Below are 15,709 nucleotides of genomic sequence, written 5' to 3' on the forward strand. Positions count from 1 at the left end.
CTGATTTTCCTGCGCGGGCACCTCGGCCTGCTTGCCGAAGGGGAGGCGCATCCTCCTGCTCTCATCGTGGGTGTAGGGCGACGCGTCCAGTATGGGCCCACGCGCGGGTGCCCGTATGGATGACCGCTCCTCGAACATTCTGCCGAATCATGGTTCGGGCCGCGACCGCGGACGCCTTGGCGTACGGGAAAAGGGGGCGCGGGGTCGCGACCTGCTTGACCAAGCGGTTGCTTGCTGGCTACGGTCGGATCGGGCCGTCGTCGAGGGAAGGCGTGCGAGATGATCGAGTTCTACCCCGTGACCCGGCACATCGGCGCCGAGGTGACCGGCGTCGACCTGCGCCGGTCGCTTTCCCTCGACGAGGTCGCGACCATCCGCCGGGGGCTCCTCGACCACCTCGTGCTGTTCTTCCGCGACCAGCACATCGACGACGAGCAGCACCTGCGGTTCGCGCTGAACTTCGGCACCCTGAACCATCCCGCCTTCAAGAAGGACGGCGGCAGCCCCATCCACGTCCTGGACCAGACCGCCCCCAAGGGCGAGGGCGGCGACGAGTGGCACAGCGACAACACCTTCGAACCGACCCCGCCGATGGGCTCGCTGCTGCGCTGCGTCCAGTTGCCCGATGTCGGCGGCGACACCATGTGGGCCAACACCTACCTCGCCTACGAGACGCTCTCCGCGCCGCTGCGCCGCCTGTGCGACGAACTGACCGCCGTGCACGACATCACCAACTCGATGCGGAAGGCCATCTCCAAGGGTCATCCGTTCGACCTGGCGGAGGTCCAGGCCGCGTGGCCGCCCCTGGAGCGCCCGGTCGTCCGGGTGCACGCCGAGACCGGGCGGCGGGCGCTGTTCGTCAACCGGGCCTCGACGACCCGCCTGGCGGGGCTCGCCGACAGGGAGAACGAGGCCCTGCTGCCCCTGCTGATCGACCGCGTCCGCGACCCCGAGTACCAGGTGCGGCTCAGATGGCGGGTCGGCACCCTGGCCTTCTGGGACAACCGCGCCACGCAGCACTACGCCGTCGCCGACTACACCGAGCGGAGGCGGATGCACAGGGTCACGATCAACGCCTTTCCCGAGCACAGGGACAAGGTGTGAGCCGAAACCTGGTAACAAGGACCTCATGGTTGAGGTCACAGAGGACAGCACGCTCCGCGACGAGGCCGAGGCACGCCTGCGCGCGCTCGCGGGAGACCACGCCCGGCTACGCGATGACCAGTGGACCGCGATCGAGTCCCTGGTCGTCCAGCGGAGCAGGGTGCTCGTGGTGCAGCGCACCGGCTGGGGCAAGTCCGCCGTCTACTTCGTGGCCACCGCGCTGCTGCGTGAGCTGGGTGAGGGCCCCACGGTCATCGTCTCCCCGCTGCTCGCGCTGATGCGCAACCAGATCGCCGCCGCCGAGCGGGCGGGCATCCGGGCCGTCACCATCAACTCCGCCAACCCGGAGGCCTGGGAGGAGATCTACGGCCAGGTCGCCGAGGGCCTCATCGACGTGCTGCTGGTCAGCCCCGAGCGCCTGAACAACCCCGAGTTCCGCGACAACGTGCTCCCGGAGCTGGCCGAGAGCGCGGGCCTCGTCGTCGTGGACGAGGCGCACTGCATCTCCGACTGGGGCCACGACTTCCGTCCCGACTACCGCCGGCTCAGCAAGCTCTTCGAGGAGTTGCCGCCCGGCGTTCCGGTGCTCGCCACCACCGCCACCGCCAACGCCCGGGTGACCCGCGACGTGGCCGAGCAGATGGGCGAGGACACCCTGGTCCTGCGGGGCGCGCTGGAGCGCGAGAGCCTCCACCTGAGCGTCGTACGGCTGGCGAGCGCGGAACAGCGGCTGGCCTGGCTCGCCCAGACGCTGCACGACCTGCCCGGCTCCGGCATCGTCTACACGCTGACGGTCGCCGCCACCCAGGAGATCGCCGCCTACCTGCGTGACCAGGGCCACGAGGTCGCCGCGTACTCCGGCCAGACCGATCCGGCCGAGCGCCTCGCCGCCGAGGAGGCGCTGCTCCAGAACAAGATCAAGGCACTGGTGGCGACCAGCGCGCTCGGCATGGGCTTCGACAAGCCCGACCTCGGCTTCGTCATCCACGTCGGCGCCCCGCAGTCCCCCGTCGCCTACTACCAGCAGGTCGGCAGGGCGGGACGCGGCGTCGACCGGGCCGAGGTGATCCTGCTGCCGGGCACGGAAGATCGTGACATCTGGGCGTATTTCGCGTCGCTGGCCTTTCCGCCGGAGCCCGTCGTCCAGGCGACCCTGCAGGCGCTGGCCGAGGGCGGCGTGCTGTCGACCCCCGCGCTGGAGAACCGGGTGGATCTCAGCCGCAGCCGCCTGGAGATGATGCTGAAGGTCCTCGACGTCGACGGCGCCGTGCACCGGGTCAAGGGCGGCTGGGAGGCCACCGGGGAGCCGTGGACCTACGACGCCGAGCGCTACGCGCGGATCGCCGCCGAGCGGGGGGCCGAGCAGGAGGCCATGCTCGGCTACCTGACGACCACCGAGTGCCGGGAGGAGTACCTCCGCCGCCGCCTCGACGACGACGCGGCCCGGCCCTGCGGGCGCTGCGACAACTGCACGGGCACGCACCGGTCGCAGGAGATCGCCTCAGCGGCGGTGGAGGGCGCCCGTGAGCGGCTTCGCAGGCCGGGCGTGGAGTTGGACCCCCGCAAGCAGTGGCCGACCGGCCTGGCGGACCTGTCGGGCCGGATCAAACCGGAGCTGGCCGCCGAGCCCGGCCGCGCCCTCGGCCGGCTCACCGACATCGGCTGGGGCAACCGGCTGCGCGACCTGTTCAACGCCGGCGACGGGCCGATCGCCGACGACATGTTCGCGGCGATGATCCAGGTGCTGGCCGCCTGGGAGTGGCGGGCACGCCCGGTCGCCGTGGTCAACGTGCCGTCGGCGTCGCGTCCGCTGCTGGTCCGCGGCTTCGCCGAACGGCTCGCCCAGGTCGGCAAGCTGACCTACCTGGGGGAGCTGGGCTACCGCGCGGGCTCGCCCGGCCGCCAGTTCAACAGCGCCAAGCGCGTCCAGGCGGTCAGGGGGACGCTCGCCATGCCCACCGACGTCGGCGCGGCGATCACCCGATGCGGCGGCCCCGTGCTGCTGGTCGACGACCGGGTCGACACCGGCTGGACGATGACCCTCGGCGCGGCCCTGGTCCGCCACGCCGGCGCCCCCGCCGTGCTGCCGCTGGCCCTGGCGACCGTGTCCTGACCAGGCCCGGCCGGGGCGTCTCGGCCGGGAGACTCGGGTACGGCTGCGCCGTACCCGAGTCCTCGTCACCTCGTGGCAGGCGATGCTCAGGGCGCGCGGGAACCCGGCGTGGTGCGCTCACGGCCGGGGTGGTCGATCGTGGGCCTCGGGTCAGAGGCGGGGGCGGGCGCCGAGGTGGGCGATGGCCTTGGCGGCCAGTGAGCAACCGGCGGCGAGGGCGTCGGAGGGTTGCTTGCCGGTGAGCCACGGAGACAGGAAGCCGGCCGCGAACGCGTCGCCCGCGCCGGTGCCGTCGACCACCCGGTCGACCGACTCCGCGGGCACCCGGACCGGCTCGGCGCGGTTGTTGGTGTACCACAGCGCGCCGTCGGTGTTCATCTTGATGACGACCTGCGGGAACCAGGCGGTCAGCACCTTGGCGGCGGCGGCCGGGTCGTCGCGGCCGGTCAGCACCTTGGCCTGGTCGGCGTTGGCGAACAGCAGCTTCGCGCCGTGGGTCCACTCCAGGAACGACTCGGCCCCGGTGCGCTCCAGCGGCGCCGAGGAGGAGGAGTCGATCGAGATGGACATCCCCGCCCTGCGCGCGAACTCCAGCGCCGTCTGCCCGGCCTCGCGGGAACCCTCGTTGATCAGCGTGTAGCCCGACAGGTGCAGGTGGGTGCCCGAGGTGAACAGGTCGCGCGGCAGATCCTCCGGCGAGAGGGCCGCGTTGGCGCCCGGGTCGGAGAGCATGGTGCGCTCGCCCTTGTGCGTGACGAGCACCACACAGGTGCCGGTGGGCCGCTCGGGGTCCATGACGAGCCGGGCGTCGACGCCGTAGCCCATCAGCTCCATGTCACGGTTACGGCCGGTGATGTCGGCGCCCCTGCGGCCGATGAACGCCACATCGGAGCCCTCGACGGCCAGCCATGAGGCGACGTTGGCCCCGGAACCGCCACCATGCATCGTGACGATGGCCGGGGTGTCGCTTGCCCTGGCGAGCGGATAGCGGGCGCGTGCGACCGCATCGGTCATGAGATCGCCCACCACGACAACCCTGGTCATGATGTCACCGCCTTGCTGCAATGCCCTCCACGCGCCTGACGCCGAGAAACCTAACAGTTTCTGGCCTGCGCGTGGGCCGATGAGCGGAGACCGGGCGCCAGTCGATGCACAAGCGTTGTTGAACCGGGTCGTCGAGTCTTGTCATGTGAGATCCCGGTCTACGCTCGGGACTGGAGATGTGACAGTGGAGGCGGTCTCGTGGATGCTCGGTACCCATCTCATTGGGAGGCGGACGTCGTCTTGGCCGACGGGGGAACGGCGCACGTCCGGCCGATCCGCCCGGCGGACGCCGGCGTGCTCCGGTCGTTCTACTCCCGGCTGTCGGAGGAGTCCATCTACTTCAGGTTCTTCGGCCCCCGGCCCCGCCTGACCGACCGCGAGATCTCCTGGTTCACCAACGTCGACTACACCGACCGGGTCGCGCTGATCGCGACCATCGGCACCGAGATGGTGGCGGTGATCCGTTACGACCGGATCGAGCCGGGAGAGGCCGAGGTGGCCTTCCTCGTCGAGGACGCCCACCAGGGCCGCGGCGTCGCCTCCGTGTTGCTCGAACATCTGGCCGCGACGGCACGCGAGCGGGGCATCGCCAGGTTCGTCGCCGACGTGCTGCCCGCCAACCGGCGGATGATGGGCGTCCTGCGGCAGGCCGGCTACACCGCGGACAGCCGGTTCGCCGACGGCGTCGTGCGGATGACCCTCGACCTCACCCCCACGGAGACCGCGCAGGAGGTCACTGGGGTCCGCGAGCACCAGGCCGAGGCGCGCTCCATAGAGCGGCTGCTGACCCCCCGCTCCGTCGCCGTGATCGGCGTGTCCAGGGAGCCGGGCGGGGTCGGCCAGACCGTGCTGCGCAACCTGCTGGCCGCCGACTTCACCGGCCCCGTCTACCCCGTCCACCGCGAGGTGCGGGCCGTCGCCGGGGTGCGCGCCTATCCGAGCGTCACCGCGATCGACGGCGAGGTGGACCTCGCCGTGCTGGCCGTACCGGCGGAGGGGGTGATCGACGTCGTCAAGGAGTGCGCGGAGAAGGGGGTGCGCGGCCTGGTCGTCGTCTCCTCCGGGTTCGGTGAGACCGGCGACGACGGGCGCGCCCGGCAGGACGAACTGGTCCGCATAGCCAGGGCGTACGGCCTGCGCGTCGTCGGCCCCAACTGCCTGGGGATCGCCAACACCGATCCCGCCGTCCGGCTGAACGCCACCCTCGCGGCCACCGTCCCCGACAGGGGCAGGGTCGGGTTCTTCAGCCAGTCGGGGGCGCTCGGCACGGCCCTGCTGCAACGGGTCGCCCAGCGCGGGATGGGCATCTCCTCCTTCGTCTCCGCGGGCAACCGGGCCGACGTCTCGGGCAACGACCTGCTGCAGTTCTGGGAGGAGGACCCCGCGACGGAGGTGGTCCTGCTCTACCTGGAGTCGTTCGGCAACCCGCGCAAGTTCGCCCGGCTGGCCAGGCGGATCGCGAGGCGCAAGCCGATCGTGGTGGTCAAGAGCGGCGGCAGCACCCAGGGGGTGCCGGTCGGCCACGCCGCGCCCGTGCTCGGCCTGCCCGACACCGCGCTGTCCTCGCTGTTCGAGCAGGCGGGGGTGATCAGGGTCGATGACCTGATCCAGCAGTTCGACGTGGCCCAGCTCCTCGCCTACCAGCCGCTGCCCGCCGGGCCGAGGGTCGCCGTGGTCAGCAACTCCGACGCGCTCGCCCTGCTGGCCGTGGACGCCTGCGTCGGCGCGGGCCTCGACCCCCGCCCGCCGGTCAACCTCGGTCCCGAGGCCGGCGCGGGCGAGTTCGGCGTGGCCGTCGCCGGGCGGCTCGCCGACGGCGAGGTGGACGCGGTCGTGATCGTCTACATGCCGCCGATCCCCGGCAGGGCGAACGAGGTGGCCGCCGCCCTGCTGAGTGCGGTCGAGGGCTCGCCCAAGCCGGTGCTCGCCACCTTCGAGGGCCGGATCGGCATCCTCGCCGAGCTCAGCGTCCCCGGCGCGGGCCACGTCCCCACGCGCGGCTCCATCCCCTCCTACGCCGCCCCCGAGGAGGCGGTCCGCGCGCTCGCCCACGCGGTGCGGTACGCCGCCTGGCGCGAGCGCCCCGCGCAGGACCCGCCGGAGCCGGGCGGCAGCGACTCGCGCGAGGCCGGCGAGCGCGTACGGCTCACGCTGGGTGCGGAGACCGGGCCACTGGAGATCGACGCCACCGAACTGCTGGCCGGGTACGGCGTGACCGTCTGGCCCGCCCCGGAGGCGGGATCGCCGGCCGAGGCGGTGACGGCCGCCGAGCGGCTCGGCTGGCCGGTGGTGGTGAAGGCCGCCGACCCGGCCGCGGCCAAACGGGCGGGCACGATCCGGCTCGGCCTGTCCGGGCCCGACGCCCTGCGCCTGGCCTACGACGACCTGGCCCGCCAACTCGGGCCGGGCGCGGCGCTGGCGGTGCAGCGGATGGCCCCCCAGCCCGCCGTGCCCATCGTGATCAGCGTCGTTGAGGATCCGGCGGTCGGGCCCGTGGTCTCCTTCGGGCTCGGCGAGGTGACCGCCAGGCTGCTGGGCGACCAGGGCTACCGCCTGGCCCCGCTGTCCCGGAGCGACGCCGCCGCGCTGGTGCGGTCGGTCAGGGCCGCGCCCCTGCTGCTCGGGGAGTACGGCTATCCGCCGGTCGCCGTCGAGGCGCTGGAGGAGTTGCTGATGCTGGCCGGCCGGGTCGTCGACGAGATACCCGAGGTGTGCCGGCTCGACCTCGACCCGGTCCTGGCGGGGGAGTCGGGAGTCATCGTCCTGGGGGCCCGCGCCGTACTCCGGAGCCATGCGGGCCCGCGGCCTGACGGGGGGCCGCGGCGGCTGGGTTAGACGGCAGTCCGCGCGTGGGGTGAAAGCGTGGTCCGGAACAGGGCAGGATGGACCCATGAGGGAAACCCGAGTCTCGGCCGCCGGCCTGCGTGAGGCCATCGATCGCAGCGGCTACTACCCCGACCTTGTCGCCGATGCGGTCGACTCCGCGTTGGGCAAGGAAGCGGTGACCGCCTACGTGGTGCACCACGAGGCGACCTTCGATCCGGCAATGGAGGTCCGCAGGCACGTCACGGTGCTCGTGCTCTCGCCCACCCGGCTGCTGGTGTGCCACACCGACGAGCATCCGCCGGCCGAGGGCGTCACCGTGGCCCACGCGTCAACCACCACCGAGGCGGTCCGACTCAGCCGCATCCAGTCGGTGGCCGTCACCCGGGTCGTCCCCGACCCCGCCTCCTACGCGCCCGGCGTGCCGCCGACGGAGGCCACGCTCACCATCGGCTGGGGCGCGATCTCCCACGTCGACCTGGAGCCCGCCACCTGCGGCGACGAGAACTGCGAGGCCGACCACGGCTACACCGGGGCCGTCACCGCCGACGACCTCTCGCTGCGCGTGAGCGACGCCGCGGACGGCGCGGAGGCCGTCGCCCACGTCCTCACCTTCGCCAAGGCCCTCTCCGAGGCCACTGCCCGCTCCGCCTCGTGAGCGTCCTCCTCAGCCCGGGCGAGGTGGCCCGGCTCACCGGTGACGGGGCGACCGTGCTCGACGTGCGGTGGCGGCTGGCCGGGCCGCCCGGTGCCGAGTCCTACCGGGAGGGACACGTGCCCGGCGCCGTCTTCTGCGACCTCGACGCCGATCTCGCCGGTCCGCCGGGCACGGAGGGGCGGCACCCGCTGCCCCCGGCCGACCACTTCCAGGCCGCGATGCGCCGGCTGGGCGTGCGCGGCGGGCGGCCGGTGATCGTCTACGACGACGCCGACGCCACGGCCGCCGCCCGTGCCTGGTGGACCCTGCGCTACTTCGGGCACCCCGACGTCCGGGTCCTCGACGGCGGTTACCGCGCCTGGCTGGCCGCCGGTCTGCCCGTGACGGCGGGCGATCCGGAGACCGTCCCCGAGGGCGACTTCGTGGCGCGCGCCGGGGGGATGGCGGTGCTCTCGGCGGAGGAGGCCGGAGCACTGGCGGGCGCACCGGCGGGCAAGGGCGTGCTGCTCGACGCGCGGGTGGCGGCTCGATACCGGGGAGAGGTCGAGCCGGTGGACCCGGTGGCGGGACACATTCCCGGCGCGGTGAACGCCCCCACGGGGGAGAACGTCGCCGCCGACGGCCGATTCCTCGACCCGGGCAGGCTGCGGGCACGCTTCGACGCGCTCGGGGCGGGCCCGGAGACGCAGGTCGGCGCCTACTGCGGGTCAGGCGTGACGGCCGCCCACGAGGTGCTGGCGCTGGAGCTCGCGGGCATCCCCGCCGCGCTCTACGTCGGATCCTGGTCGCACTGGGTCGCTTCGCCCGACAGGCCCGTCGCCACCGGCTGATCACCGGCCCCGAAGCAGCCGAACCCGGCCACACCGGTCCTCGCGGTCGCCACCGCGAGGGCGGCGGCCGGGGTGTGCCCTCCGGCGATCAGGTCGTGGAACTCCGTCATGAGCACCGGAGCCTCCTCATCGCGCACCGGGATCATCCCGGCGATCACACAGGCCGTCCCCTTGGTCAGGAAGGTGCCCGCGAGCCCCAGGGGCGCGCCGTCTGCGGGTGCGTGGGCCATGCCGGAGTCGCACGCCGACAGGACCACGAGGCGCGGGGGCGTGCGCAGGGTGAGCAGGTCGTAGGCCATCAGCGGGCCGTCGTCGAGCATGATGCTGGACATCAGCGGACTGCGCGCGTTGAACGAGCCGTGCGCGGCGAAGTGCACGATGTCCACCTCGTCGAGCGCCCTGAGCACCTCGCTCACCCGGGCCGGCACCGCCCGCGCGCCGTCGTACCGCCGCGCCACCAGCTCCGTCTCCCGGGCGCCGTGGGCCAGCCCCGGGCCGCCCACCACGGCGACGGCCAGCGGGCGCGCCGTCCCGCGCGGCGAGGTGCGGGTCGCGGAGAGCCAGGCGGCGGCGCTGGCGGCGACCGACACCGGCCGCTTCGCCAGCGAGGGCAGCGCCTGCCAGGGCATCGTGTGCAGCGACCCGGCGGGAACGATCACCAGCGGCCCGGGCCCGAACGCGTGCCGTAGCGGCGCGACCAGCAGGGAGTCGACGACGGCCGCCTCCTGCCTGACCGCCTCGGCCACCTCCGGCAGCACGCCCGTCCCGCTGCCGGTCGGCTGCCCCGGCACGGGAGGGCTCGCGTGCGGAGGCGTGTCGCGGAGGCTGGCGCGGCGCATGCTGTAGCGCAGGCGGACCGCCGCCTCGGCGACCGTTCTGGCCGGGCCGAGATGGTGCAGGGTGATCTCGTGGGCGGTCACCACGACGGCGGCCAGGTCGTCGCCGTGCCGTACGTATTCGACCAGGTCGGCCTCGCCGAGCGTGTCCTGCACGATGCCGGGGTCGGGGGCGCGGGGAAAACCGGACGCCGCCACCGCGCGCCACCGCTCGGCGCACGCCAGGGTCGTACGGCCCTGCCCGGTCTGGAGGGCCAGCGACACGCCCAGGGCGGCGAGCCGTTCGCCGGCCTTCACCGCGTGGGCCCGGGTGACCGGGTCGGTCAGCGCCACGCTGCTCGCACCCACCTCGGCCAGCCCTCTGCCCACCGCCTCGAACGCGCCGCCCAGATCACCGCGCAGCGTGCACGACAGGGCCACGGCGTGCTGCTCGATGGGCCCGCCGTCCGGGTGCCGGGACTGACCGCGGCGGTCGGCGGTGAGAAGACGCAGCTGCCCCTCGGCGGTGTCGGTCAGGCCCAGCTGGATGGCCAGCTCGGCCGCGGACAGCCGCAGTGCCCCGGCGGCCGTGCCCCAGGAGCCGGCGGACAGCGCCTCCGCGCAGTCGATCAGGTCGGTGAGCAGGCCGGTGGAGGGCGGCGAGGTGGCCAGCCGGGCGCGCAGGGTCGCCTCGGTGGCGAGCGGGATCCAGGCGTCACGGCCCTGGGCCGTCAGGTCGGCGCGGGCCAGTTCCGCGGCGGCCGCCGCCTGGTACGGGGCGCCCGCCTGGAGTTCGAGCTGGGCGAGCAGCAGGCGGGCCTCGGCCAGCGCGCCCCGCGCCCCCGCCGCCTCAAGCTCGGGCACCGCGAGGTCGAGCAGCGCCCTGGCCTCTCCGGGCAGGTAGGCGACCACGAGCGCGTCGGCCAGGTCGCAGCGCATCGTGGCCAGCCGCTCCGGGTAGCCGAACAGCGCCTCCTCGGCCTCGCGGTATCTCGCGAAGGCCGCCGGGATGTCGCCCCGCTTCGCGGCGACGAACGGCATGTTGGCCTTGGCCAGGGCCGCCACGTGGCCGAGCCCCGCCTCAGACGCCAGCTCCACGCACGCCACCAGATCGGCCTCCGCGCGCTCGAAGTCGGCCAGGTAGGCGGCCGCGAGCCCGCGGTTGAGCAGCGCCCCGGCCAGGAACCGCAGGTCGTCCGCCCGGCTCAGATCCTCGTGCCACTCGCGCCGCGGATCCGGCCCCGGCTGCGCGGGCACGTACGTCAGGGGCAGCGGCGGCGAGTCGGGCTCGGCCGTGATCGCGGTCAGGACCCGGACCGCGTGGTCGCAGTTGAGCACGGCCTCGTCGTTGCGCCCCAGCCGCATGAGCGCGACGGCCCGCTGGGAGCACAGCTTGGCCCGCTCGACCGAGCAGAGGTACGGCTCGGCGGTGTCGGCGATCCGCAGCGCCTCGACCGGGTGGCCCAGCTCGGTCCGCACGGTCACCAGCGACAGCCTGGCCTGCGCCGCCCGCCTGGGCAGCCGGCGGGCCTCGGCCGCGGACCGCCGCAGCTCCTCCTCGGCCAGCGCGAGGTCGCCCAGTTCCCTGGCGGCCAGCCCGAGGGCCCGGCGTGCCACCACCTCGGCCTCCAGGCACCCGGCCGTCGCGGCCATCTCCAGCGCCTGCCGCGCCCGTTCCCAGGCACGCGCGGGGTCCACCCCGCACAACAGCACGGCGTACTCCGCCATGGCCACCGGATCGACCCGCCAGCCGCCGACGGCGTGAGCATCGCGGTCGCCGGTGATGGCGGGCACGTCGTCTACGGGGTCGGCGGTGGGGGGCACGTCGTCTCCGGGGCGCGGGGTGGGGGAAGAGGGGATCACGGTGGAGATCAGGCGCGGATGCGGGCCCAGCTGGTGGCGATCGGCGGACCGGCGGAACGGTGACAGACGATGCTGAACCATCCGGGCGGCAGCCCCGCCGCGGCGAACTGGCCCGACTCCGACAGCTCCCGGGTCTGGTTGACGTGCAGGGTGCGGATCTCGACCCGGCTGCCGGCGCCCGGATTGGGGGTCACCTGGCCCGCCAGGTCGACCAGGCCGTCGGAGGTGACGATCTCCACGTCCACGGCGAGACCCGCGGCGGCGAAGCGGAGCAGTCGGGGCCCGCAGCCGAGCCGTACCCCGCCGGGCGCGGCGGCGCCGACCCGCTCGGCGACCACCGCGCCGGGGGCCCGCAACGCGTGCGCGCGCCGGGCGGAGATGACCACGTGGGCGGGCACCGGATCGCGGCCCGCGGCGAGGCGGAGGGCGGCGATCGTGGACTCGTCGTCGATCAATGCAACGTTTCCTCTGCTGAGACAAGGGTGCGAAGCCGTCGCAGGCACCGGCCACGGGTGGGCCCGACACTGCCTCTGGGCATGCCGAGCCGTACGGCGAGCTGGTGCGTGCCCGACTCGGGGGCCGTCGCGATGAGCCGTAACAGGGTGCGGCACGGCTCCTCCATGGACTCGACGGCCAGCCAGAGCCGGTTGCCGCGGTCGGCGTCGAGCACGGCCGTAGCGGCGTCCTCGCAGGCCGGATCGGGTATCAGGTCGGCGGGCTCGTGGGAGGGCTGGACGTCGCGCCGCTCGCGGGCCAGCCGGAGGGTCTCCCTGCGGGTGGTGGTGACCAGCCAGCCGCCGATCCCGCGCGGGTCGCGGATGGCGTGCAGGCTCTCGACCAGGCGGAGCCATGCCGCCTGGACCGCGTCGTCGGCGTCGGCGCCGCTCAGCCCGTAGGACCGGGCGGTCGCCCACATCGCGGGCCCGAACCTCTCCACGAGCAGGCACCAGGCGCTGTGGTCGCCGTCGGCGGCCTCCCTGACCAGCACCGCGGGGGCGGTGGAAGGCTCGGACGGGGTCGCCGGCGGTAGGGCCGGCGCGTCGGGATCGGTGAGGATGTCCCGATGCGGCGGCCATGGGTCAGGTGCGCTCACTACAGCCTCCAAGGTCTCGCGACTGTGCGTAGTCGTCGCGGGACTCCGAGTGAGACTCTAGCGATCTGCGGGCACCACGACGCCCAGATCCGGAATCTCCCGGGAACGCAGTGGGTCGAGGACGTGCGCGGCGGCCTGACTGGGCGGCATGTCCCTGGCCGCGTCGGCGATGGCGCCGGTGACCAGCGCGGCGGCGAAGGAGGTGCCGCTCCAGCGCGCGTAGCCGTCGAACGGGCCGGTGGTGAGGAAGGTGCTGGCCAGCCACTCGCCCCTGGCGCAGGCGTCAACCCAGGGGCCGTAGGCGGAGAACGGGGCCCGGAAGGTCTCGGTCGGGTCGAGGGCGCCGACGGCGATCACCTGGGGGAGCGCGGCGGGCCACAGGGGGCGCGGCGAGGCGCTGTTGCCCGCGGCGGCGACCACCACCGTGCCCGGCATCCGGGCGAGCGCCCCGGCCACGAGGAGCGGCGGCAGGTCCTGCACGGTGTGCCCGCCGAGGGAGAGGTTGATCAGGTGGGGTGGCCGGTCGTGGAGCCGGGCGAGCGCGCGCAGCAGCCCGGCCTCGTCGCCGACGCCGTGGCTGTCGAGGACCCGCATGACGCGGAGCCGTACGCCGTGGGCCCGGCGGACCAGGAGGCCGGCGATGAACGTGCCGTGCCCGGCCTGCGCGTCGAGGCGGTCGTCGCGGTCGGCGTCGGTGCGCTCCCCGATGTCGCCCCGCTGATCGGTGAACCAGGCGCTCTCCGCCCACCACGGGTGCGCGTCGAGCCCGGTGTCGAGCAGGGCGACCGTCGCGCCCCGGCCGAGCCGTCCGGCGCCGGCGGGGGCGAGGGTGATCGGGCCGGTGGGGAAGGGGCGGGAGGCAGGTCCGCCGAAGAACAGCGGCTGGCCGGCGAGCACGTGGTTGGGCGAGGCGGTGTGACCCAGGTCGCGGAGGTCGGACGCGATCTCGCAGGGGTCGACGCCGGGGGAGAGCCGGAGCCGGCAGATGCCGCCGAACTCGGAGACCGCCTCGCTCCACCGCTCCGCCGCTGCGGCCCCCGCCCCGTCCGTCAGGAGCTGGCCTGGGCGGATCAGCGCCGGGGCGTCGTCCCCGCCCGCCACCGTGATCTCACGGTCCACACGCACCTCCGGAGAGTGTTGGGTCGATCGCGGAGTGTATCCCCTTGCCTGCTGAACTGTGTCAAGTGTCACCGGCGCAACATCTCGGTATGACCCGCCACTGGTGTCGAGTCACGACCGACGGTAGTCTCTCCTACAGTCACTTGTGATCATCCCAGTACGAGGCCGTTGGGGAAGGCGCACCTCGTACCGAAACGGGAGGTCCGGTGTCTGCTCGTGGCGTGCTTTACGTCCACTCGGCTCAGCCTGCGCTGTGCCCGCACATCGAATGGGCGGTCGCGGCTGTCCTTGGCGTGCCCGTCGACCTGACGTGGACGCCCCAGCCCGCCGCGCCCAACACTGTGCGCGCGCAGGCTGAATGGGATGGCCGGCCGGGGATCGCCGCCGCGGTCACCTCCTCACTCATGGGGTGGCAGCGAATCCGCTTCGAGATCACCGAGGACGCCTCACCGGGCGTCGACGGGTCCCGGCACGCCTACACGCCCACGCTCGGCGCGTTCACCGCGATCATCGGGGCGAACGGCGACATCCTCGTGCCCGAGGACCGGCTGCGCGCGGCGATGCTGATGGCCGGCCAGGGACGGCTCGTTCTGGAAGACGAGCTTGACAAGCTTCTCGGGCGGTCGTGGGATGAGGAACTGGAGCCGTTCCGTTACGCGGGCGACGGCGCGCCCGTCCGCTGGCTCCACGCCGCCGTGTAAGACTGCCTGTCACGCGTGTGTGCGGTCGGGGAAGCCGCACAACCGCCGCAGGTACGACGAAGGCCCCCGCGCGGGAGGATATCCGTGCGGGGGCCTTCGCTGTGCCTGCGGCGGGAAGCTTCAGAGCGGGATGTTGCCGTGCGCGCCCCTGGCCGGGGTGGCCTGTGCGAGCACCTTGGCGAGGGCGCCCCTCGTCGTCTCCGGGGAGATGACCTCGTCGACCACCCCGAGGTCGACCGCGCGGTCGAGGCCGCCCGCGAGCTTCTCGTGCTCCTCGGCGAACCGCGCCTCCAGGGCGGGGCGCTCCTCCTCCGGCGCGGCGGCCAGCTCACGCCGCTTGAGGACGCGCACCGCGGCGACGGCGCCCATGACGGCGACCTGCGCGGTCGGCCAGGCGAAGACCTTGGTGGCGCCGAGGGAGCGGGAGTTCATCGCGATGTAGGCGCCGCCGTACGCCTTGCGGGTGACGAGGGTGACGCGGGGGACCGATGCCTCGGCGAAGGCGTGCAGCAGCTTCGCGCCGCGCCGTACGACGCCGTCGTGCTCCTGGCCGACACCGGGGAGGTAGCCGGGGACGTCCACGAGGACCACCAGCGGCACGCCGAGGGCGTCGCACATCCGGACGAAGCGGGCGGCCTTCTCGGCCGAGGTGGCGTCGAGGCAACCGCCCAGGCGCATCGGGTTGTTGGCGACCACGCCGACGGTCCGGCCGCCGAGCCGGCCGAGGGTGGTGACGATGTTCGGCGCCCACTTGGGGTGGAGCTCCACGCCCGGCTCGTCGAGCAGGCCCTTGACCAGCGGCTTGACGTCGTAGGCGCGGCGGGGCGACTCGGGAAGCAGGTCGCCGAAGTCGACCTCGTGCACCTCGGGCATCCGCACCCTGCCCTGGTGGCCCAGCAGTACGGCGAGCCGCCTGGCCTGGAGCAGCGCGTCGGTCTCCGACTTGGTGACGACGTGTGCCACGCCGCTGCGCCTGCTGTGCGGCTCGGGACCGCCGAGGGCGGCCGAGTCGATCTGCTCGCCGGTGACGCTGCGCACGACGTCGGGACCGGTCACGAAGATGCGGCCCTGGTCGGCGAGGATGACGATGTCGGTGAGGGCGGGGCCGTAGGCCGCACCGCCCGCGGCGGCGCCCAGGACCACCGAGATCTGCGGGACGACGCCCGACGCCTTGGTCATCGCGGTGAAGACACGCCCGACGGCGTGCAGGGACTCCACGCCCTCCGCCAGCCGGGCGCCACCCGAGTGCCACACGCCGATGACGGGTACCCGCTCGCGGACCGCGACGTCGTAGGCGTGCACGATGTGCTCGCACCCCTCGCCGCCCATCGCGCCGCCCTGAACCCTGGCGTCGCTGCAGAAGGCCACCACCGGGACGCCCTCGACGCGGCCCAACGCGGCCAGGACTCCGCTCTTGTCCTCAGGGGTGATCAACCGGAGAGAACCCTCGTCGAGCAGCGCGGCCAGCCGTACCTGAGGGTCACGGGGATCGCCGGCCTCCTGATCGGAGGCCGGAGTCACCACCCCGTTGTCGAGCACCGTCATG

12 protein-coding genes are annotated in these 15,709 nt (G+C 73.7%); 6 read left to right on the forward strand and 6 right to left on the reverse strand.

Going from position 1 to position 15,709, the window contains the following annotated elements:
• Window positions 1-279: 279 nt before the first annotated feature.
• Together MBA17_RS40620 and MBA17_RS40625 are read left to right on the forward strand one after the other, a co-directional pair.
• Window positions 280-1,104 (forward strand): TauD/TfdA dioxygenase family protein, encoded by an 825-nt coding sequence (locus MBA17_RS40620; RefSeq protein WP_238503134.1) that lies wholly within the window; start codon window positions 280-282, stop codon window positions 1,102-1,104.
• A gap of 25 nt (window positions 1,105-1,129) precedes the next feature.
• The gene (locus tag MBA17_RS40625; protein ID WP_238503135.1) at window positions 1,130-3,217 is read left to right on the forward strand and encodes a RecQ family ATP-dependent DNA helicase; all 2,088 of its coding nucleotides are present in this window, start codon (window positions 1,130-1,132) and stop codon (window positions 3,215-3,217) included.
• A gap of 150 nt (window positions 3,218-3,367) precedes the next feature.
• On the opposite strand, the gene MBA17_RS40630 is transcribed toward MBA17_RS40625, so the two are convergent.
• Window positions 3,368-4,261 carry a carbohydrate kinase family protein gene (locus MBA17_RS40630; protein WP_238503138.1) on the reverse strand — a complete coding sequence of 298 codons (894 nt, stop codon included), beginning with the start codon at window positions 4,259-4,261 and terminating at the stop codon, window positions 3,368-3,370.
• A gap of 198 nt (window positions 4,262-4,459) precedes the next feature.
• On the opposite strand from MBA17_RS40630, the gene MBA17_RS40635 reads away from it, so the two are divergent.
• Genes MBA17_RS40635 through MBA17_RS40645 form a run of 3 tightly spaced genes read left to right on the forward strand, consistent with a single transcriptional unit; the run spans window position 4,460 to window position 8,572 of the window.
• Window positions 4,460-7,096, forward strand: coding sequence for a bifunctional acetate--CoA ligase family protein/GNAT family N-acetyltransferase (locus tag MBA17_RS40635; RefSeq protein WP_238503140.1), 2,637 nt, complete (start codon window positions 4,460-4,462; stop codon window positions 7,094-7,096).
• A 55-nt stretch (window positions 7,097-7,151) separates the two neighbouring features.
• Complete coding sequence (locus MBA17_RS40640; protein WP_238503143.1) at window positions 7,152-7,742, forward strand: DUF5998 family protein; 591 nt, start codon at window positions 7,152-7,154, stop codon at window positions 7,740-7,742.
• The gene (locus MBA17_RS40645) at window positions 7,739-8,572 is read left to right on the forward strand and encodes a sulfurtransferase (protein ID WP_238503146.1); all 834 of its coding nucleotides are present in this window, start codon (window positions 7,739-7,741) and stop codon (window positions 8,570-8,572) included. The genes MBA17_RS40640 and MBA17_RS40645 overlap by 4 nt, the downstream gene beginning before the upstream one ends.
• On the opposite strand, the gene MBA17_RS50765 is transcribed toward MBA17_RS40645, so the two are convergent.
• From MBA17_RS50765 to MBA17_RS40665, 4 genes are read right to left on the reverse strand one after another with little or no spacing between them, the layout of a single operon-like run.
• The gene (locus MBA17_RS50765; protein WP_238503148.1) at window positions 8,512-11,250 is read right to left on the reverse strand and encodes a CHAT domain-containing protein; all 2,739 of its coding nucleotides are present in this window, start codon (window positions 11,248-11,250) and stop codon (window positions 8,512-8,514) included. The two genes, MBA17_RS40645 and MBA17_RS50765, sit on opposite strands and share 61 nt — an antisense overlap.
• 8 nt (window positions 11,251-11,258) lie before the next feature.
• Window positions 11,259-11,705, reverse strand: coding sequence for a hypothetical protein (locus MBA17_RS40655; RefSeq protein WP_238503150.1), 447 nt, complete (start codon window positions 11,703-11,705; stop codon window positions 11,259-11,261).
• Complete coding sequence (locus tag MBA17_RS40660) at window positions 11,702-12,343, reverse strand: RNA polymerase sigma factor (RefSeq protein ID WP_238503152.1); 642 nt, start codon at window positions 12,341-12,343, stop codon at window positions 11,702-11,704. Before MBA17_RS40660 ends, MBA17_RS40655 begins: the two co-directional genes overlap by 4 nt.
• A gap of 57 nt (window positions 12,344-12,400) precedes the next feature.
• Window positions 12,401-13,468, reverse strand: a complete 1,068-nt coding sequence (locus MBA17_RS40665; protein WP_238503154.1) for a S8 family peptidase — start codon at window positions 13,466-13,468, stop codon at window positions 12,401-12,403.
• 200 nt (window positions 13,469-13,668) lie between these two features.
• Between MBA17_RS40665 and MBA17_RS40670 the strand changes: the two genes are divergently transcribed.
• Window positions 13,669-14,163 (forward strand): DUF3145 domain-containing protein, encoded by a 495-nt coding sequence (locus MBA17_RS40670; protein WP_238503157.1) that lies wholly within the window; start codon window positions 13,669-13,671, stop codon window positions 14,161-14,163.
• 120 nt (window positions 14,164-14,283) lie between these two features.
• Here MBA17_RS40670 and MBA17_RS40675 read toward each other — a convergent pair whose 3' ends face one another.
• A complete protein-coding gene (locus MBA17_RS40675) occupies window positions 14,284-15,708 on the reverse strand; it encodes an acyl-CoA carboxylase subunit beta (protein ID WP_238503159.1) in 1,425 nt (474 codons plus the stop codon).
• Between the last annotated feature and the right edge of the window lies 1 nt (window position 15,709).

The sequence above is a fragment of the Dolomitihabitans soli genome (assembly GCF_022213955.1).
Classification (GTDB): Bacteria; Actinomycetota; Actinomycetes; order Streptosporangiales; family Streptosporangiaceae; genus Streptosporangium_A; species Streptosporangium_A soli.